General features: G+C 71.3%; 17 protein-coding genes. 4 read left to right on the top strand and 13 right to left on the bottom strand.

Annotated elements, in window-relative coordinates; all coding sequences use genetic code 11:
* From ACYU8V_RS12185 to ACYU8V_RS12170, 4 genes are read right to left on the bottom strand one after another with little or no spacing between them, the layout of a single operon-like run.
* Positions 1–1,038, bottom strand: a complete 1,038-nt coding sequence (locus ACYU8V_RS12185; protein ID WP_460847667.1) for an MCE family protein — start codon at positions 1,036–1,038, stop codon at positions 1–3.
* Complete coding sequence (locus ACYU8V_RS12180) at positions 1,035–2,123, bottom strand: MCE family protein (protein WP_460847665.1); 1,089 nt, start codon at positions 2,121–2,123, stop codon at positions 1,035–1,037. Before ACYU8V_RS12180 ends, ACYU8V_RS12185 begins: the two co-directional genes overlap by 4 nt.
* A gap of 28 nt (positions 2,124–2,151) precedes the next feature.
* Positions 2,152–2,991 (bottom strand): MlaE family ABC transporter permease, encoded by an 840-nt coding sequence (locus tag ACYU8V_RS12175; RefSeq protein ID WP_460847663.1) that lies wholly within the window; start codon positions 2,989–2,991, stop codon positions 2,152–2,154.
* Positions 2,992–3,001: 10 nt separating this feature from the next.
* Positions 3,002–3,760 (bottom strand): MlaE family ABC transporter permease, encoded by a 759-nt coding sequence (locus ACYU8V_RS12170; RefSeq protein ID WP_460847662.1) that lies wholly within the window; start codon positions 3,758–3,760, stop codon positions 3,002–3,004.
* A gap of 152 nt (positions 3,761–3,912) precedes the next feature.
* On the opposite strand from ACYU8V_RS12170, the gene ACYU8V_RS12165 reads away from it, so the two are divergent.
* The gene (locus tag ACYU8V_RS12165; RefSeq protein WP_460847661.1) at positions 3,913–4,710 is read left to right on the top strand and encodes an SDR family NAD(P)-dependent oxidoreductase; all 798 of its coding nucleotides are present in this window, start codon (positions 3,913–3,915) and stop codon (positions 4,708–4,710) included.
* A 29-nt stretch (positions 4,711–4,739) separates the two neighbouring features.
* Here ACYU8V_RS12165 and ACYU8V_RS12160 read toward each other — a convergent pair whose 3' ends face one another.
* Positions 4,740–5,699, bottom strand: a complete 960-nt coding sequence (locus ACYU8V_RS12160) for a MaoC family dehydratase (protein WP_460847658.1) — start codon at positions 5,697–5,699, stop codon at positions 4,740–4,742.
* Positions 5,696–6,574, bottom strand: a complete 879-nt coding sequence (locus ACYU8V_RS12155; RefSeq protein ID WP_460847656.1) for an HpcH/HpaI aldolase/citrate lyase family protein — start codon at positions 6,572–6,574, stop codon at positions 5,696–5,698. The genes ACYU8V_RS12160 and ACYU8V_RS12155 overlap by 4 nt, the downstream gene beginning before the upstream one ends.
* A gap of 67 nt (positions 6,575–6,641) precedes the next feature.
* Here ACYU8V_RS12155 and ACYU8V_RS12150 point away from each other — a divergent pair, with 67 nt between their 5' ends.
* Positions 6,642–7,799 carry an acyl-CoA dehydrogenase family protein gene (locus ACYU8V_RS12150; protein WP_460847655.1) on the top strand — a complete coding sequence of 386 codons (1,158 nt, stop codon included), beginning with the start codon at positions 6,642–6,644 and terminating at the stop codon, positions 7,797–7,799.
* A 33-nt stretch (positions 7,800–7,832) separates the two neighbouring features.
* The gene (locus ACYU8V_RS12145) at positions 7,833–8,462 is read left to right on the top strand and encodes a TetR/AcrR family transcriptional regulator (protein WP_460847654.1); all 630 of its coding nucleotides are present in this window, start codon (positions 7,833–7,835) and stop codon (positions 8,460–8,462) included.
* A gap of 13 nt (positions 8,463–8,475) precedes the next feature.
* Here ACYU8V_RS12145 and ACYU8V_RS12140 read toward each other — a convergent pair whose 3' ends face one another.
* The gene (locus ACYU8V_RS12140) at positions 8,476–9,669 is read right to left on the bottom strand and encodes a PucR family transcriptional regulator (protein ID WP_460847652.1); all 1,194 of its coding nucleotides are present in this window, start codon (positions 9,667–9,669) and stop codon (positions 8,476–8,478) included.
* 95 nt (positions 9,670–9,764) lie between these two features.
* On the opposite strand from ACYU8V_RS12140, the gene ACYU8V_RS12135 reads away from it, so the two are divergent.
* Positions 9,765–10,937, top strand: a complete 1,173-nt coding sequence (locus ACYU8V_RS12135; protein ID WP_460847651.1) for a phosphotransferase — start codon at positions 9,765–9,767, stop codon at positions 10,935–10,937.
* 118 nt (positions 10,938–11,055) lie between these two features.
* Here ACYU8V_RS12135 and ACYU8V_RS12130 read toward each other — a convergent pair whose 3' ends face one another.
* From ACYU8V_RS12130 to ACYU8V_RS12105, 6 genes are all read right to left on the bottom strand, one after another.
* Positions 11,056–12,306, bottom strand: coding sequence for an NAD(P)/FAD-dependent oxidoreductase (locus ACYU8V_RS12130; protein ID WP_460847649.1), 1,251 nt, complete (start codon positions 12,304–12,306; stop codon positions 11,056–11,058).
* On the bottom strand, positions 12,303–12,491 hold the full coding sequence (locus ACYU8V_RS12125; RefSeq protein ID WP_460847648.1) for a ferredoxin: 189 nt from the start codon (positions 12,489–12,491) through the stop codon (positions 12,303–12,305). Before ACYU8V_RS12125 ends, ACYU8V_RS12130 begins: the two co-directional genes overlap by 4 nt.
* A gap of 122 nt (positions 12,492–12,613) precedes the next feature.
* Complete coding sequence (locus ACYU8V_RS12120) at positions 12,614–13,906, bottom strand: phytoene desaturase family protein (RefSeq protein WP_460847646.1); 1,293 nt, start codon at positions 13,904–13,906, stop codon at positions 12,614–12,616.
* Between the two features lie 16 nt (positions 13,907–13,922).
* Positions 13,923–15,083: an acyl-CoA dehydrogenase family protein gene (locus ACYU8V_RS12115; RefSeq protein WP_460847645.1), complete on the bottom strand. Its 1,161-nt coding sequence runs from the start codon at positions 15,081–15,083 to the stop codon at positions 13,923–13,925.
* Positions 15,084–15,086: 3 nt separating this feature from the next.
* On the bottom strand, positions 15,087–15,779 hold the full coding sequence (locus ACYU8V_RS12110) for a hypothetical protein (protein ID WP_460847644.1): 693 nt from the start codon (positions 15,777–15,779) through the stop codon (positions 15,087–15,089).
* Between the two features lie 15 nt (positions 15,780–15,794).
* Positions 15,795–16,985, bottom strand: coding sequence for an enoyl-CoA hydratase-related protein (locus ACYU8V_RS12105; protein ID WP_460847643.1), 1,191 nt, complete (start codon positions 16,983–16,985; stop codon positions 15,795–15,797).

The raw sequence follows: 16,985 nt of genomic DNA, 5'->3' as shown, positions 1-16,985 counted from the left end.
TCAGTTGCACCGGCTCACTTGACTGCGGACGACGGGCGTCTCGATCGGGTGCGCGGCCGATCCGGTCTTGATCTGGACCGAGCACAGGTAGAAGTTGAAGAACGATCCGTGGGAGCCGACCCGGTCGAGCAGCTGGTAGGCCCGCGGCAGCTGGGCCAGGACCTTGTTGAGCGTGGCGGTGTTGGTGTTGAGCAGCCGCGCGAGGTCGCTGACCGCGATCGTGGTCGAGTGGAACGGCCCGCGGACCTGGGTGAACAGGCTGCTCAGCCGGGCCGCCATCGCGTTGATGGAGACGACCGAGGTCGTGATCGGGTCCCGGTCCTTCGCCAAGCCGGTCACCAGCGTGCGGAACTGGGTGATGGTCTGGCGCAGCTGGGCGTCGCGGGAGTTCACGTGGCCGAGGAGGCGGTCCAGGTGGGTGATCAGCGAGGTGATCGTGGAGCTGTCGTCGGCCAGCCCGTTGGTCAGGGACGCCGTCTGCGCGAGCAGCGACTGCACCGTGCCGCCCTGGCCCTGCAGGGTCTGGATCAGGTTGGTCGCGAGCTCGTTGACCTGGTCGGGCTGGAGCCCCTCGAAGAGCGGGTGGAACCCGTTGAGCAGCACGTCGAGGTCGAGGGCTGGGGTGGCTCGGTCGGCGGGGATCGTGGCGCCGTCGGGGAGCGGCGTACCGCCCTCCCCGCCCTGGGCGAGCTCGAGGTAGCGGTCGCCGAGGAGGTTCTCGTAGCGGACCAGGACCTGGGTCTGGTCGGTGAGGTGCTGGGTGTCGGCGACGTGGAAGTCGACCCGCACCTCATTGCTGTCGGGGTTCGCGCCATCGCCGGAGCCGACCAGGTGCAGGCCGTCGACCTGGCCGACCTGGACGCCCGCGACGCGGACCAGGTCGCCGGAGCTGAGCCCGCTGACGTCGTGCATGAGCACGCTGTAGTGGTTGCTCGGACCGAGCTGGATCTGGCCCAGGGTGAGGTAGAGCAGCACGAGCATCAAGGCGCCGGCGAGACCGAAGATGGCGAGCCGGATCGCGGGACCGGTGACCTTCACTGGACCGGCCCCCGCTCCGGGTAGGGGATCTGGCCGGAGCCGAGCAGGGGCATGCCCGCGCACGACGCGGCACCGCCCCGCGGCAGTCCGGGGAGGTCGCTCGGCACGGTGTACTTCGGAAGCTTCGAGCGGATGCTGACGTAGGCCCGCAGCGCCGGCGTGGTGCCGCCGATGACTCCCGCCATGAGCTTGCGGGTGTTGTCGAGCCCCTGGAACAGGCACGGCAGCTCGACCGCGTAGGCGCGCAGCGTGGCCGCGGACGGGTGGAGCGTGCGCAACAGGGCGGCGAGCGCGTCCGCGTTCACCCCGAGCACCTTGGCTCCGTGCGCCCCCAGCACGGACAGGTCGACCAGGAGCGTGCTCAGCTCGGCGCTGTGGGCGTTGACGGTGTTGGCCGTGACCGTGGCGTTGCGCAGGATCGCGAGCAGCGCCGGAGAGATCCGTACGCCGAGGCGGGCGAACCGCGCGACGCCGAGCAGGTCGCGCCGCAGCTGGGGCAGCTCGGGCTGGAGCCGGGTCAGGTAGTCGTCCGCGCGCGCGGCGACCTGGGCGATCTCCGCGCCACGGCCGCTCAGCGTGCGCGAGACGACGGTCAGCGTGTTGTTGAGGCCGGCCACGTCGAGCCCGCCCAAGACGCGGTCCAGATCGTCGAAGACGGTGTTGACCTCGACCGTGACGCCGGACGTGCGGACCGCGGCGCCGTCGGCGAGCCGGGTCGGCGACGGGTCGGCGGGGGGCACGAGCTCGACGTACTTGGCTCCGAAGACGGTCGTGGCACGGATCTGCGCGGTCACGTTGGCAGGGATCTCGTCCAGCTGGTCGCGGTCCAGGTCGAGCACGATCACCGCCCTGCCGTTCTCGAGCCTGACCGAGCCGACGCGGCCGATCTCGACGCCGCGGAGCTTGACCTTGTTGCCCGCGTCCATGACCAGCCCCGCGCGCGCCGTGGTCAGGGTGATCTGCGCGGGGTCCTCGAAGGCGCGGTTGTAGAAGGCCGCCGTGAGCGCGAAGGCGCCGATGACGGCGAGGATCAGGCCGACTCCGGCCGCGCGGGTGAGTGACTGCCTACCCCTCTGATTGCCCATCTGCTGATTGCCCATCTGCCCCGTCCCCTCAGCCGGCCAGGTGGAAGGTGTTGACGTTGGAGTAGATCGCCATGCCGATGAGCAGGTTGACGATCATGACGCCGCTCAGCGAGGCGCGGACCGAGCGGCCGACGGCCTCGCCGACACCGGCCGGACCGCCGCTGGCGCTGTAGCCGTAGAAGGTGTGGATCAGCATGATCACCACGACCATCCCGAGCACCTGGACGTAGGAGAAGACGATGTCCAAGGGGTTGAGGTAGAGGAAGAAGTAGTGGCTGAAGTTGCCCTGACCGACGTGGTAGAAGAGCACCAGCAGCAGGTAGTCGGCCAGGAAGCCGCCCAGGGTCGCGAAGACGTAGAGCGGCGTGATCACGATCAGCCCGGCCGCGACCCGCGTCGAGGCGAGGTAGGGCAGCGACGGGATCGCCATCACCTCGAGCGCGTCGATCTCCTCGCTGATCCGCATCGCTCCGAGCTGCGAGGTCGTCGCCGCTCCCAGCGTCACCGCGAGCGCCACTCCCGCGAGCAGCGGCGTCGAGAGACGCGCGGTGAAGAACGCTGCCAGCAGCGGGCTCAGCGAACCGACCCCGATGCTCGAGGCCGAGTCGAAGCCCTGGGCCGCGGCCACGGCACCGGCGAAGAAGGTGATCGAGGTGACGATGACGACCGACCCGCCGACCATGGCCAGCGCTCCGGTGCCGGTGCCGAGCTCGGCGATCAGCCGCAGCACCTCGCCGCGGTGCCGGGTGAGGGCCCTCGGGACGTTGAGGATGACGCGGGCGTAGAACAGCCCGTGCGCGCCGATCGCGTCGAGCGCCTTGCCCGGCCGCGACCTGAGGTCGGCCAGGCGGGGGAGCGTGGTGGTCACAGGTGGTTCCTCACAGGACCGCGAACTGGATGAGAGTGATGGTCAGGCTGACCGGGACGAGCACGGCCACGGTGATGACGACCGCCTGGTTGACGGCGTCGCCGACGCCCTTGGAGCCGCCGGCCACGTTGAGACCGCGGTAGCAGGCGATGATCGCGGCGATCAGCCCGAAGATGAGCGCCTTGAGCATGCTGACCGCGAGCTCGGGAATGCCGGTGAACAGCGGGATGCTGGCGACGTACGCCCCCGGGGTGACGCCCTGGAGGTAGACCGAGAAGAAGTAGCCGCCGATCAGGCCGCCCGCGCAGATCAGCACGTTGAGGACCAGCGAGACGAACACCGCCGCCACGATCCGGGGGACGACGAGACGCTGGATCGGATCGATGCCGAGCACCTGCATCGCCGCGATCTCCTCGCGGATCGTGCGCGCGGCCAGGTCGGCGCACATCGCCGTACCGCCGGCGCCGGCGACCACCACGACGGTGACGAAGGGCCCGATCTGCTGGACCGAGGCGATGCCGGCGATGCCGCCGGACAGATCCAGGGCGCCGAGGTCCTTCAACAGCAGGTTGACCTCGAAGATCACCAGCAGCGTGAAGCCGAGCATCACCAGCAGGGTAGGGACCAGCGATACCCGCGCGATGAACCACGCCTGCGCCACGCACTCGCGCCAGGAGAAGCGCCGGGTGCACAGGATGACGAGCGCATCCAGGGTCATCGCCAGGACGTCGCCCAGCGCCCGGGCCGGCTTCGCGATCGTCGCTGTCATGGACGCCATTGCGCCATCACCCCCTTCAGGCGTTCAATCCGGACTACCGGACTTTTTGAATCTAGATTAACGTAAGTCGAGTTATGGAAGCCTAGGACGGCGCTCGAGGATGTGTCAAGGCTCACTACCGAAGAACCGAGGGAAGGAACGCCATGGACCTGGGACTCGCACGCGCACGCGTGCTGATCACCGGCGGCGCATCGAACATCGGCCGCGGCATCGTCCACGGCTTCGCCGCCGAGGGCAGCCGCATCGTGCTCGCCGACATCGACGGCGACCAGGCCGAGCGGGTGCGGGCCGAGGCCGTGGGGCTCGGGGCCGCCGAGGTGCTGCTCGCGGTCGGTGACCTGACCGTCGAGGGCGAGGCCGAGCGCGCCGTCGCCACCGCCGTCGACGCGTGGGGCGGGCTGGACGTGCTGGTCAACAACGCCGGCTGGAGCACGCCCGGCTTCATCGCCAAGAACACCGACCGCAGCAACTGGCAGCGCACCGTGGAGATCAACTTCTACACCGCCATCGCCGCCACCCAGGCCGCTCTCGGCCCGATGCGAGAGCAGGGCGCGGGCGGCATCGTCTTCGTCGCCTCGGAGGCCGCGTTCGGGCAGATCCGGCAGGGCGTGTACGGCGCCACCAAGGCCGCCGTCGTCGCGCTGGCCCGCACGACCGCCCGCGAGCACGGCCGGCACGGCATCCGCTCCAACGTGGTCTGCCCGGGCCTCGTCGTACCGGACGGGCCGGAGGCGGTGGGGGCATCCAGCCTGTGGTCGGTCGGCAAGGACAACGTGTTCAACGACGAGCAGGCGGAGTACCTGCTCAAGGACACCCCGCTCGGACGGCTCACCACCGCCGAGGACGTCGCCAACGCGGTGCTGTGGCTCTCCTCGGACCGGGCCGCGCGGCAGGTGACCGGGCAGCTGTTCAGCGTCAGCGGTGGCTACACGATGCCGTGAGGCAGCTGCCCGAGGCGTAGCGGAACCACCTAGGGGTGGAGGGCCGAGAAGCGCCAGTCGAGGACCGGCCGCTCGCCATCGGCCGTGACGACGGCGCGCAGGTCGAGGACCCTCCACTCCCCCACGGACGCTGAGCGCTCGACGCTGATCTCGGTGGTGAGGGTGTCGCCCTCGCGGACCGGGCCGGTGTGGTCGCAGGACTCCCACGCCAGGACCGTCGCCAGCCCGGGGATCGCGCGGAGGACCTGGGAGGCGGCCAGGGCGATGGTGTGGCCGCCGTAGACGAGCCGCTCACCACCGGCGTGCCGGTCGTGGTGCACGGCGGCCACGTTGAGGGTCAGTCGGGCTAGCTCGGGCGCGCTCGAGACGACGTCACCGGACACCACGCGGAGGACGGTGCCGGCGGCGGGGGCCGCCCCGTGATCGCCGTACGCCGAGCGCGACCAGCCCGGCACCAGCGCTGCCGCGTCGACGGGCTCGGCGCCGATCGCGTCGAGGTCGTCGGCATGCCCGGTGGGGCCGGCGCCGGGGCGCAGCGGCAGCATCGCGCAGCGGTAGAAGTCGAGGACCGGCCGCTGCTCCTGGTCGACGGTGACCATGTGCAGGGCGGCGAGGCCGGTCGGCGGACGCCCCTCGCGCCGGGCGTTCTCGCGGAGGCCGACGACGGTGGTGACGGTCCGCAGGGTGTCGCCGATCGCCGGCTGCCGCAGCAGCGCGAGGCGGCGGTAGAAGAGGTTCGCGCGCACCCGCTGGGTGGCGACGGTGGACTGCCCGATGGCGACGTTCCAGACCAGCGCGGGGCTGGCGAGTCGCTGGCCGGCGACGGCCATCGCGAGGTGGTCGTCGAGCGCGAGCCGCCAGCGGTCACCGACGATCGTCTGGTGCGCGGCCGCCCGGCCCTCGGTCAGCGTGCACCCGGGGGCATCGGTGAACACCCGGCCGACCTCGAGGTCGTCGAAGAAGGGACCCGCCACGTCGACGGCCGTCATGCGCCCACCCGGCCCAGGATCCGTCGGGCGTCGCGGGCCATCGCCTCGTCGACGAGGGCGCCGTCGACCACGCCCGCTCCCCTGCCCTCGGTGGCCGCGGCCGCCAGGGCCGCGAGGACGCGCTCGGCGTGGTCGACCGCGGCGCCCGAGGGGGTGAAGGCCTCGTTGACGGCAGCGACCTGACGCGGGTGGATCACCCACTTCGCATCGAAGCCGACGACAGCGGCATTCGCCACGTCGGAGCGGAAGGACTCGTCGACCGCCACCCCCAGGAACGGGCCGTCGACAGCCGCCACCCCCGCGGCCCGCGCGTGCAGCACGATCGCGTCGCGGACGCCGGCCCACGAGGCGGCCGGCGCGGTGCGCGCGCGGCCGAGGGAGGCCGCGAGATCGGCGTACCCCACGATGACGGAGGTGAGTCGCTGCACGTCGCTCACGATGTCACCCAGCGCGAGCACCCCGGAAGCGGTCTCGACCAGGGCCTGGACGGCGAGCGGGCTGGTCCTGGCCCGCTCGCCCTCCAGGCCGGCGAGCAGCCGCTCCACGAAGCCGACGTCGGCACGGCTCTCCACCTTCGGCACCACCACGGAGCCGATCGCGTCGATGGCGGCGACCGCCTCGAGGTCGCGGTGGCACCAGGGGCTGCCGGGCGCGTTGACCCGCACCGATAGCGCTACCTGCGCACCGGCCGACGACCAGTCGAAGGCGGCCAGCTCGGCGCGGGCGCGGTCCTTGTCGTCGTACGCCACCGCGTCCTCGAGATCGATGACGACCTCGTCGGCGCCGGCCGCCAGGGCCTTGCGGAGCTTGTGCCCGTCCCCTGCCGGGACGCAGAGTGAGGAACGACGCAGGGGTGCCGCGTTGACGATCGCCATTCTTTTAATCTACGTTAAACTTTGAGCAGCGGGCAACCTCAGTCCGCGCGGAAGGCGAGGCGAGCAGATGTCGACACTGTCCCCGGAGGAGCGCGAGATCGTCGCGCTCGTGCGCGAGTGGATCGACCGGGACGTGCGCGGCAGCGTGCAGGAGCTCGAGCACGCGAACGAGTACCCCGAGAAGTGGATCGAGCAGATGAAGGAGCTCGGCATCTACGGGCTCGCCATCCCCGAGCCGTACGGCGACGTCGCGGTCTCGATGCCCTGCTACGTCGAGATCACCGCCGAGCTCGCGCGCGGCTGGATGAGCCTGGCCGGCGCGATGGGCGGGCACACCGTGGTCGCCAAGCTGATCCTGCAGTTCGGCACCGAGGAGCAGAAGCAGCACTACCTGCCCCGGATGGCGACCGGCGAGCTACGGGCCACCATGGCCCTCACCGAGCCCGGCGGCGGCTCGGACCTCCAGGCGATGAAGACCACTGCCAAGAAGGTCGGCGACGAGTACGTCGTCAACGGCTCCAAGACCTGGATCAGCAACGCCCGCCGATCCGGCCTCATCGCCCTGCTCTGCAAGACCGATCCGGCCGCGCAGCCGCGACACAAGGGCGTCTCGATCCTGCTCGTCGAGCACGGCCCCGGCCTCGTGGTCTCCCGCGATCTGCCCAAGCTCGGCTACAAGGGCGTCGAGACCTGCGAGCTCGCCTTCGACGACTTCCGCGCCCCCACCTCCTCGCTGCTCGGCGAGTCCGAGGGCGCGGGCTTCGCCCAGATGATGCGGGGCCTCGAGACCGGCCGGATCCAGGTCGCCTCCCGCGCGCTCGGCGTCGGCCAGGCCGCGTTCGACGACGCCCTCGCCTACGCCCAGCAGCGCGAGTCGATGGGCAAGCCGATCTGGCAGCACCAGGCGATCGGCCACCGGCTCGCCGACATGGCCACCAAGCTGACCGCCGCCCGCCAGCTCGTCCTGCACGCCGCCGAGAAGTACGACGCCGGCGAGCGCTGCGACATGGAGGCCGGCATGGCCAAGCTCTACGCCTCCGAGATCGGGATGGAGCTCGCCCTGGACGCCGTACGGATCCACGGCGGCTACGGCTACTCCACCGAGTACGACGTGGAGCGCTACTTCCGCGACGCGCCGCTGATGATCGTCGGCGAGGGCACGAACGAGATCCAGCGCAACGTCATCGCCGGCCAGCTGGTCAAGCGTGGCGGGCTCGGCCGCTGACCAGCGCCCGTGAATCTAGTTTAGAATTCAGCCATGGCACGCAAGTCGGCAGGCACCCTCGAGGCGGAGTCCGAGAAGGACAAGAAGTCCGCACGCACCCGGACGCGCATCCTCGACGCGGCGGCGCAGGTCCTCAGCACGCGCGGGTACGCCGGCACCCGCCTCAGCGACGTCGCGAAGGTCGCCGAGCTGCAGGCGCCCGCGATCTACTACTACTTCCCCTCCCGCGAGGATCTCATCGAGGAGGTCATGTGGGTCGGCCTGGCCGAGATGCGCGAGCACCTCACCGCCGAGCTCGCCAAGGCGCCGGCCGAGGCGTCCGCGATGGACCGCATCCTGATCGCCGTCGAGACCCACCTCCGTCACGAGCTCGCGATCTCCGACTACGCGACCGCGTCGATCCGCAACGCCGGCCAGCTGCCCGACAGCATCCGCGCGCGCCACGACGCCGAGGAGAAGAAGTACGGCGCCCTGTGGCGCGACCTCTTCAAGGCGGCCGCCGAGGCGGGCGAGCTCCGCGAGGACCTCGACCCCTATCTCGCGCAGATGCTGGTCATGGGCACCATCAACTGGACCGCGGAGTGGTGGAAGCCGAACCGGGCCACCATCGACCGGGTGGTCGCCAACGCCCAGTCCTACGTGCGCAGCGCGCTGGCGCCGTAGCCAGACGGAGTCCTCACGGCAGGACAGTGCCCGCAGCAGCGATCTGCAGAGCGGCCATCGTCTCGGCAGGCCGTACGTCGGCGCCCCGACCGAGTACCGCCTCGGACCGACGGATCCGCCGGATCACGGTGTTGCGGTGGATGTCGAGGACGCGGGCGGCGCGGGTCGTGTCCTGCCCTGCCTCCAGGTAGACGCGGAGCGTGCGCCGCAGCTCGGCATGCTCCGGAGCCGCGAGCCCACCGAGCTCGGACCGCACGAAGCGGGCGGCGGCCGCCTCGTCGCTGAGCAACACGTGCAGCAGCGCGATCTCGGCGTACCTGACCAGCGGGCGGGTGATCCGGGGCGACACGTGGCGGGCGGCCTCCGCCTCGCGGCGCGATCCGACGAAGCCGTCGACACCCGACCCGACGCCGCCGACGGCCACCCGGACGCGAGCGGCGGAGATCGCGGCGAGCAGGTCCTGCGGGATCTCCTCCGTGCCGGCCGCGGGACGCAGCCAGGCGGACCACTCGGCTCCCGGCCCGGGCAGCAGCAAGGGGCGGCCCCGGCCGGCCCAGTCGGCGATCCTGCGCGTCACCGAGTGGACCACCGCGCTGTCGACGTCGTTGTCGAGGGGCCATGCGATGAGCGCGCAGTGGTCGCCGGCGAGACGCCAACCGAGCGTGCGCTCAGCCTCCGCGAGCGCAACCGGCTCCCCCGCCATCAGCCGCGCCACCGTGCGTTCGCGCCGTAGCGCCGAGCCACGCGCGAACGCCTCCCGCTCCGCCTCGTACCCGTCCGTGACGCCCGTCGTCACCCGGTCGACGAAGCGGAAGGTCAGCAGGCCCACCTCCCGCAATCCGCCGACGTCGCCGCCCTCGTCGCCGTCCTCGTCGCCGTCCGCGGCGAGCTGTGCAGCGCGGCCGAAGATCTCCTCCTGGCCCAGGCGGTAGGAGCGCAGCAGCGACGAGAGCGGTACGCCGGCGCGCGCCAGGAACCGAGCGAACTCCAGTGCGTCCGGCGGCGGCTCGGTGCCGACCATGTCCTCGGCCGCCAGCACCTCGCTGAACTGCGTCAGCAGCGACGCCGTCGAGGCCGACGCCAACTCGAGGGCGATCGGGGACCGCATCAGATCAGGGAGCTCGTCCTGTACCCGCCGGCGGATGTGCTCGACCCACGCACTGCCGTCCTCGGCGATCTCAGCCGCCAGCCGCGTCGCCACCGACATGGAGCCAGAATGCCACAGAGCTGGTGCACTCTGCCCCTTCCGCCCGCACCGCGTACGGCGCAGGCTCGGAGCATCGACCCGAGAAGGAGAGCATTGTGCACCCACTCGTCCAGGTGGCCGGGCGCGCCGTCGCGGTCGGCGCCCACATCGGCCGCGAGCGCGCCGGCCGCGCCCGTCCGCACACGGCGACGGACGTACCGGCCAGCGCCCACCACTTCACCACCGAGTGGCTGACCGCCGTGCTGTGCGCGGACGTCGACGGCGCCGAGGTCGTGGCGTTCGACGTACCCGAGGCGCACGCCGGCACGACATGTCGCGCCGCGCTCCGCGTCGTCTACAACCGGGCGGGACAGGACGCGGGCCTGCCCGAGGCGTTGTTCACCAAGTCCTCGGCGAGCTTCGCCCAGCGGCTGATGCTCGGCGGCGCCGACGTCCTGCACGGCGAGGCCCACTTCTTCATGCGCTTCCGGCCCCGCATCGAGATGGAGGCGCCGCTCGGCTACTACGGCGCCGTCGATGCGCGGTCGTGGCGGAGCATGCTGTTGATGGAGGACATCGCCAGCACCAAGGGAGCCCGGTTCAACGAGCCGACGACACCGATCACGCGGGCGCAGCTGGAGGACCTGCTCACCAACATGGCCCGGTACCACGGTGCGTGCTGGGAGGACCCGGAGCTCGCGGTCCTCAAGACCCCCAACGACTTCTACCGGAACCTCTCCACCTTCGTTCGCATGGGACCGCGTACCGCCATCGGCATGGAGCGCGCGAAGTCGGTGATACCGGCCAGCCTCTACGGCCACGCCGACAAGCTGTGGGAGGGCACCCGCCGCTGCCTCGACCTCGCCACCACCAGCGGCCCGCAGACGCTGCTGCACGGCGACGGTCACGTCGGACAGGTCTATGTCACCGGCGAGGGACGGATGGGCCACACCGACTGGCAGGGCACGATGCGCGGCGCCTGGTTCTACGACTACGCCTACCTCGTCAGCACCGCGATCGAGCGCGAGCAGCGTCGCGAGTGGGAGCGCGAGCTCCTCGAGCACTACCTCACCGGTCTCGCCGAGCACGGCGGCCGGCCCCCGGCCTACGACGAGGCCTGGCTTCGCTACCGGCAAGCGGTCTTCTACGCGTACTCCGCCTGGTCCTTCACCATCGGTCGCGCCTTCTACCAGCCGAAGATGCAGCCCGATGAGATCAGCCTCGCCTGCATCAACCGCGTCGCGGCTGCCATCGAGGATCTCGACTCGCTCGCAGCCATCGGCCTGTGAGGGCCTGCGCGTTGGTTTCGATACGAAACCAACGCCGCCCGCCCGGCCGGGGAGGGGCCGGAGCGGGCGGCCTCAGGGGTGGACGGCGGGTGGCTCAGTTCCCAGCCGTCGACGCCGGCTACACGCCGGCGAGCTTCTCCTCGTGCGCCTTGCGGCGGGCCTCGGCGAAGGCGAGGGCGTCGTCCCACGAGCCGCCCTTCATGATCTGCACGCGGTACTTCATGATCTCGGCCTGGCCGTTGACGGTGAGCGCGCCGATCAGGCGGTCGCCGCGCCGGTAGAGCGCGATCCACCGGCCGCCCGAGGCCGGGTCGCCGTCGACCAGCCGGACCTCGTCGGCGTCGGGCGATCCGACGAACTGGATCCGCACGTCGTACCAGTCGGACCAGAAGTAGGGCACCGTGCCGTAGGGCTTGGCGTTGTCGGGGTCCAGCGCGTTGCGCGCCGCGGCCGCGCCCTGCTCGGCGGCGGCGGTCCAGTTCTCCATCCGCTGGCGCTCGCCCATGGTCGGGTTGTGCCAGCTGGCGACGTCGCCGGCGGCGTACACGCCCGGGACCCCGGTCCACAGGGTCTCGTCGCAGACCACCCCGTTCTCCAGCGGTACGCCGGAGCCGGCGAGCCAGTCCACGGCCGGGACCACGCCGATGCCGACCACGACCAGATCGGCCGGGATCTCGCGGCCGTCGGCGAGGACGACCCTCTCGACCCGGCCGTCGCCCTCGATCGAGGCGACGCCGGTGCCGCACAGCAGGGCGGTGCCGTTCTGCTCGTGGAGGGACGCGATGGCAGCGCCCATCTCGGTGCCGGTCGCGCGGACCAGCGGCGTCGGGAGCGCCTCGATGATCGTGGCCTCGAGCCCGCGCTTGCGGGCCGTGGCAGCGACCTCCGAGCCGATGAACCCGGCGCCGATGACGACCGTCCGGGCGCCGGCCTCAAGTGCGTCGCGCACGGCGAGCGAGTCGTCGAGGCTGCGCAGCGGGTGCACGCCGGCCAGCCCCCCGGTGCCGGGCAGCAGGCGCGGCGTGGAGCCGGTGGCGATGACGAGGGCGTCGTACGCGATCTCCTCGCCGCCGGCGACGACGACCTTTTGCTCGGTGTCGAGCGCGGTGGCGGGGGCGCCGAGCCGCAGCTCGACCGACAGCTCGTCGCGCAGGTAGGCCTCGTCGCGGAAGAACGGCTCGGGCGCGAGGCCCTCGTCGCCGGCCGGGTAGAGGAACGCCTTGGACAGCGGGGGCCGGTCGTAGGGCAGGTGCTCCTCGGCACCGACCAGGACGACCTCGCCGTCGAAGCCGGTCTTGCGCGCGGCCTCGACGGCCCGCAGGCCGGCGAGCGAGGCCCCGATGACGACCAGCCGGCGCGGGTCGCTCATCGCTCGACGATCTGCAGGGCCTCGGTCGGGCAGCCGGTGACGGCCTCCTCGACCTCCTGCAGCTCGGCGTCGGTGATGTCCTCACGGAGCAGCACGAGGTCGCCGTCGTCGTTGACCTCGAAGAAAGCGGGCGCGAGCGACTCGCAGATGCCAAGCCCCGTGCACTTGTCGAAATCGACCGTCACACACTTCATCGTCTTCTCCGTTCAGGGTGGTCCCGTGACCTGTTCGCACCACCATAACTCAACTTATGTTCCGTGACCAGAGGTCGGCCTCAGAATCGTATTTGCATTAGAAACCGAGAGAGTCAGGAGGCGGGCGCGTACGCCGCCGCGATCTTCCCCGCCACGATCTCCGCGGTCTCCGCACACGCGGTGGTGCCGCCGTTGGCGTACTCCTTGACGCCGTCGCCGACGTTCCACAGCCCGGCTACCGGGGTGTCGTGGGACATGTCGAAGCCGGCCACGGCCCGCTGGGGCGGCCAGCCGTCGCGCGTGGTGACCCTGCTGAGGATCCGGGCGCGCTCGTCGAAGCCCGGGATGGTCTCGCGCAGGTCCTCCAGCAGCAGGCCGTACTCCGACTCCTCGTCGAAGTCGCCGACCGACGGCTTCGGGACGGCCGTGCCGACGTACAGGTGCCAGCCCTCGGGCGCCATCTCCGGGCAGGTGTCGGTGAAGTTGGCGATGTAGGCCAGCCGCCGCGACGTGGCGAAGCTGAGCATGCCGGGCGCCTCGATCAGCCGCTCCCGGCTGGCGAAGTTGACCGTGATCATCGCGGTGGGGCGGTCGTTGCGCTTGACCTCGTCGGCGTACTCCGCGGGGATGTCGGCGTCGCCGAGGAGCGCAAGCGTCGCGGCGGGTCCGACGTTGCTGACGACGACCGGCGCGCTGATGGTCTCGCCGCCGACCACGACGCCGGTGATGCGCCCGTCCTCGACGAGGATCCGCTCGACCTCGGTGGCGAGCCGGACCTCGCCGCCGTCGCGCTCGATGGCCGCGGCCAGACCCCTCCAGATGCCGATGGTGCCTTCGGGGTGGAAGCCGAAGCGCTTGAACGCGCTCTTGCGGGTGAAGTAGGTCAGGAAGACCTTGGCGGGCAGGTCCTCGGAGCCGACCGCGAAGACGGAGGCGGCCATGTTGCGGAAGATCCCGTGCACGCCCTCGTTCTTGGTGTACCTCGACACCCACTCCTGCAGCGTCATCTGGTCCTCGGGCAGGCCCTCGTCCTTGCGGGCGGCGCCGATGCCGCCGACCAGCTTGGCCCCTTGGCGGGTCAGCTTCTGGAGCAGGAAGCCCCAGCCGCCGCCGGTGACGTCGACGTCCTTGCCCTTGATCCGGTAGAGGATCGGCGGGCTCGGCTCGCGGATGTCGAAGGGCGCGCCGACCTCCTCGCAGGTGCGCTGGGTGATGCCACCGACCTCGATGACGATCGCGCCGTCGTTGACCTTGAAGCCGTCGACGTCGGTGGTCGACGCGCGGCCGCCGACCTTGTCGAGGCGCTCGAGGACGAGGGTGCGGTAGCCCTGGTGCTGCAGCCGGGCGGCGGTGAAGAGGCCGCCGGCGCCGGCACCGATGACGATCGCGTCGTAGCTCTGGGTCATGGGTCGTGTCTCCTGATCAGTAGGAACGCGGCAGGCCGAGTGAGGTCTGCGCGACGAAGTTGAGGACCATCTCCCGGCTCACCGGGGCGGTGCGCATCAGGCGGGTCGTGAACCAGAGCTCGGAGAGCCCGTACTCCTGGGTGAGCCCGTTGCCGCCGTGGGTCTGGATGGCCTGGTCGAGCGCCTTGAGGGCCGCCTCGGCGCCGACGTACTTGGCGATGTTGGCGGCCTCGCCCGCGCCGGGCTCGCCGGCGTCGTACAGGCGGGCGGCGTGCTGGGTGGCGAGCCGACCCACCTCGACGTCGATGTGGGCGGCGGCCAGCGGGTGGGCCACGCCCTGGTGCCGGCCGATCGGCACGTCCCACACCTCGCGGGTCCGGGCGTAGTCGGCGGCCCGCTCCACGGCGTACCTCCCGACACCGCCGGTGATCGCACCGACCAGGATCCGCTCGGGGTTGAGCGCGGCGAAGACCTGACGCAGGCCGTCGCCCGCCTGACCGACGAGGCTCTCCGGCCCGACCCGGACGTCGTCGAGGAAGACGCCGTACTGCTTGTCCGGCGACACGATCGAGGTGGGGATGGGCTGGTAGGAGAAGCCCGGCGCATCGGTCGGCACGACGAAGATCGAGAGCCGCTTCTTCTCCGGGGTGGACAGGTCGGCGTCCCGCGCGACCACGAGCAGCGCGTCGGCCTGGTCGACCGCGGAGATGAACGTCTTCGCGCCCTTGAGCACCCAGCCGTCACCGTCGCGGCGGGCCGTCGTGGCGACCTGGTGGCTGTTGGATCCTGCGTCGGACTCGGTCAGGCCGAAGGCGATCTTCTTGGTGCCGGCGGCGATGCCGGGCAGCCACTCCTGCTTGAGGTGCTCCGAGCCGTACGCCGCCAGGATCGACCCGATCATCGCCGGCGAGATCACCCAGATGAGCATGGGCATGCCGTGCGCCGCGAGCTCCTCGACGACCACGACCGCCTCCTGCATGCCGCAGCCGCCCCCGCCGTACTCCTCGGGGAGGTGGACGCCGAGCAGGCCGGCGTCGCCGAGCTCCTGCCACAGCTCGGTGATGTCCTCGCCGGCGCGCGAGCGCTCCAGGAAGTACTGCTGGCCGTAGCGCGCGCAGATCTTCTGGACGCTCTCGCGGATCGCGCGGTGGTCGTCGGTGTCGTGGATCAGGCCCATCGGTCAGGCTCCTTCGGGTGCGGCGTCGGACAGGGTGCGGTTGGCCCGGAGGCAGCCCCAGCACATGACGAAGATGAAGACGCAGTACGTCGTCAGCGCGAGCCAGAACACGAAGATCCCGTTCCACGCGAACATGCCGCTCTTGAAGAAGTAGGCGAGCGGGTCGGGGATGAACGAGAACGCGACGAAGAAGTTGAGCCACGCGACCCAGCGCGGGAACAGCTGCTGCGGGTCACGCAGGATCGCGATGCCGATCACGACGTTCTGCACCATGAACGGCACGATCCCGGTGAAGAGCAGCAGCCAGGCCAGGTCGTTGAGCAGGACCACGTCGCCCGGGTCACGGTCGGCGCGGAAGGCCGCCAGCGCGAAGATCAGCTGCGGGAACATGTTGATCACCAGCGTGACCACGGCGATCATCGCCTGCACCAGCGCGAGCAGCGGCATCCGGCGGTCCATCCGGAACAGGTGCAGCGAGACGACGGCCCACAGCGGCATCGCGAGCGCGGTGCCGATCGAGGCGATCACGAAGCCCGCCTTGACCCGGGTCGGGTCGTCGAGGAAGAAGTGCACGATCCCGGCCTGGTCGCGCGGGCCGAACGGCAGCGGGAGGAGGCCGGCGACCAGCCAGCCGGCGAGGGTGATGACCACGCAGATCGGCCCGGTGAGGGCGGCGTAGTCGGCGATCTTCTTCACGGGGTTCTCCTGGGGTCAGCGACCGTGGAAGGTCGGGCGTTGCTTGGCGAGGAAGGCATCGAGGGCCGCCCGGGCGTCGTCGGTGCCGGCCGCGACGACGAGCGCCTCGATCTCGGCGTGGAGCTGGTCGGGCAGGCTGCGGTCCCAGGACTCGCGGAGGAGTCGGCGCATGGCGGCGTACGCCCTGGTCGGGCCGTTCGCCAGCTGCTGGGCGAGGGCATGGGCGCGCTCCTCGAGCTCGTCGGCCGGAAGGACCTCGGCGACCAGGCCCCAGTCGAGGGCCTGGGCGGCGGTGATCGGCTGGTTGAGGAGGTACGCCGCCGCGGCCCGTGCGGGGCCGATCCGGCGGGGCAGGTGCCAGGTGCCGCCCCCGTCGCCGCTGAGGCCGATCTGCGCGAACGCCGTCACGAAGCGGGTGTCGTCGGCGGCGATCAGGATGTCGGCGGCGTACGCCAGGCCGAGGCCGCCGCCGGCGACGGCGCCGCGCGCGGCGGTGACAATCGGGACGTCGAGCGTCGCGAGGACCTGGAAGGCCAGGTGGAACGGGGCGGTCATCGCTCGCAGCAGCCCGCCGAGGTCGTCGCCGGCGTTCTCGGTGAAGAAGCCGATGTCGCCGCCGACGGTGAGGTCCGGGCCCGCGCCGCAGATGAGGAGCGCGCGGACCTCCGGGTCGGTGGCGACACGGCGGGCGGCGACCAGCAGCTCGTCGGCGAGCGTCTGGTCGATCGCGTTGCGCGCGTCGGGCCGGTTGAGGCGCAGGACCGCCAGGCCGTCGGCGACGCCGAGGTCGATGACGGTGAGCGGGGCGTCGTCGCCGAGCGCCGCGACGAAGGCGGCGGAGTCGGTGAGCTGGGTGAGCGCGGCGATCCGGTCGTCACGGAAGGTCCAGGTGTGGACGAACGGGGCCTCGAACGGCGTCCCACTGCGGCGGCCCTTGCCGCGGTAGGTGCCGGTGACCTGGAGCCGCCCGTCCTCGAGCTGCTCGAAGGCGTCGGGGAACGTCCGCACCCGCCAGTGCTCGCCGAAGCGGAACCAGCCCTCGTGGATCATCGCGGACGGCCCGCGGTGCTCGCCCCCGATGCCGAACGGGAGCGACGGCGTGAGGTCGCCGAGGAAGTCGTCGGTGAGTGTCGCCGTGATGGCGTCGACGTCGCCGGCCGCGAGGGCGGCGTACAGGCGCTCGACGAGCGCGCGTGGCTCGGTCAT

Source organism: Nocardioides ultimimeridianus (assembly GCF_054777895.1).
This window is presented reverse-complemented; position numbering and strand designations above follow the sequence as displayed.

What these genes read in the sequence shown, in the direction of transcription:
- ACYU8V_RS12180 (WP_460847665.1), bottom strand. Translation starts at nt 2,123, where the DNA reads ATGGGCAATCAGAGGGGTAGGCAGTCACTCACCCGCGCGGCCGGAGTC.
- ACYU8V_RS12170 (WP_460847662.1), bottom strand. Translation starts at nt 3,760, where the DNA reads ATGACAGCGACGATCGCGAAGCCGGCCCGGGCGCTGGGCGACGTCCTG.
- ACYU8V_RS12165 (WP_460847661.1), top strand. Translation starts at nt 3,913, where the DNA reads ATGGACCTGGGACTCGCACGCGCACGCGTGCTGATCACCGGCGGCGCA.
- ACYU8V_RS12160 (WP_460847658.1), bottom strand. Translation starts at nt 5,699, where the DNA reads ATGACGGCCGTCGACGTGGCGGGTCCCTTCTTCGACGACCTCGAGGTC.
- ACYU8V_RS12155 (WP_460847656.1), bottom strand. Translation starts at nt 6,574, where the DNA reads ATGGCGATCGTCAACGCGGCACCCCTGCGTCGTTCCTCACTCTGCGTC.
- ACYU8V_RS12150 (WP_460847655.1), top strand. Translation starts at nt 6,642, where the DNA reads ATGTCGACACTGTCCCCGGAGGAGCGCGAGATCGTCGCGCTCGTGCGC.
- ACYU8V_RS12145 (WP_460847654.1), top strand. Translation starts at nt 7,833, where the DNA reads ATGGCACGCAAGTCGGCAGGCACCCTCGAGGCGGAGTCCGAGAAGGAC.
- ACYU8V_RS12140 (WP_460847652.1), bottom strand. Translation starts at nt 9,669, where the DNA reads ATGTCGGTGGCGACGCGGCTGGCGGCTGAGATCGCCGAGGACGGCAGT.
- ACYU8V_RS12130 (WP_460847649.1), bottom strand. Translation starts at nt 12,306, where the DNA reads ATGAGCGACCCGCGCCGGCTGGTCGTCATCGGGGCCTCGCTCGCCGGC.
- ACYU8V_RS12120 (WP_460847646.1), bottom strand. Translation starts at nt 13,906, where the DNA reads ATGACCCAGAGCTACGACGCGATCGTCATCGGTGCCGGCGCCGGCGGC.
- ACYU8V_RS12115 (WP_460847645.1), bottom strand. Translation starts at nt 15,083, where the DNA reads ATGGGCCTGATCCACGACACCGACGACCACCGCGCGATCCGCGAGAGC.
- ACYU8V_RS12105 (WP_460847643.1), bottom strand. Translation starts at nt 16,985, where the DNA reads ATGACCGAGCCACGCGCGCTCGTCGAGCGCCTGTACGCCGCCCTCGCG.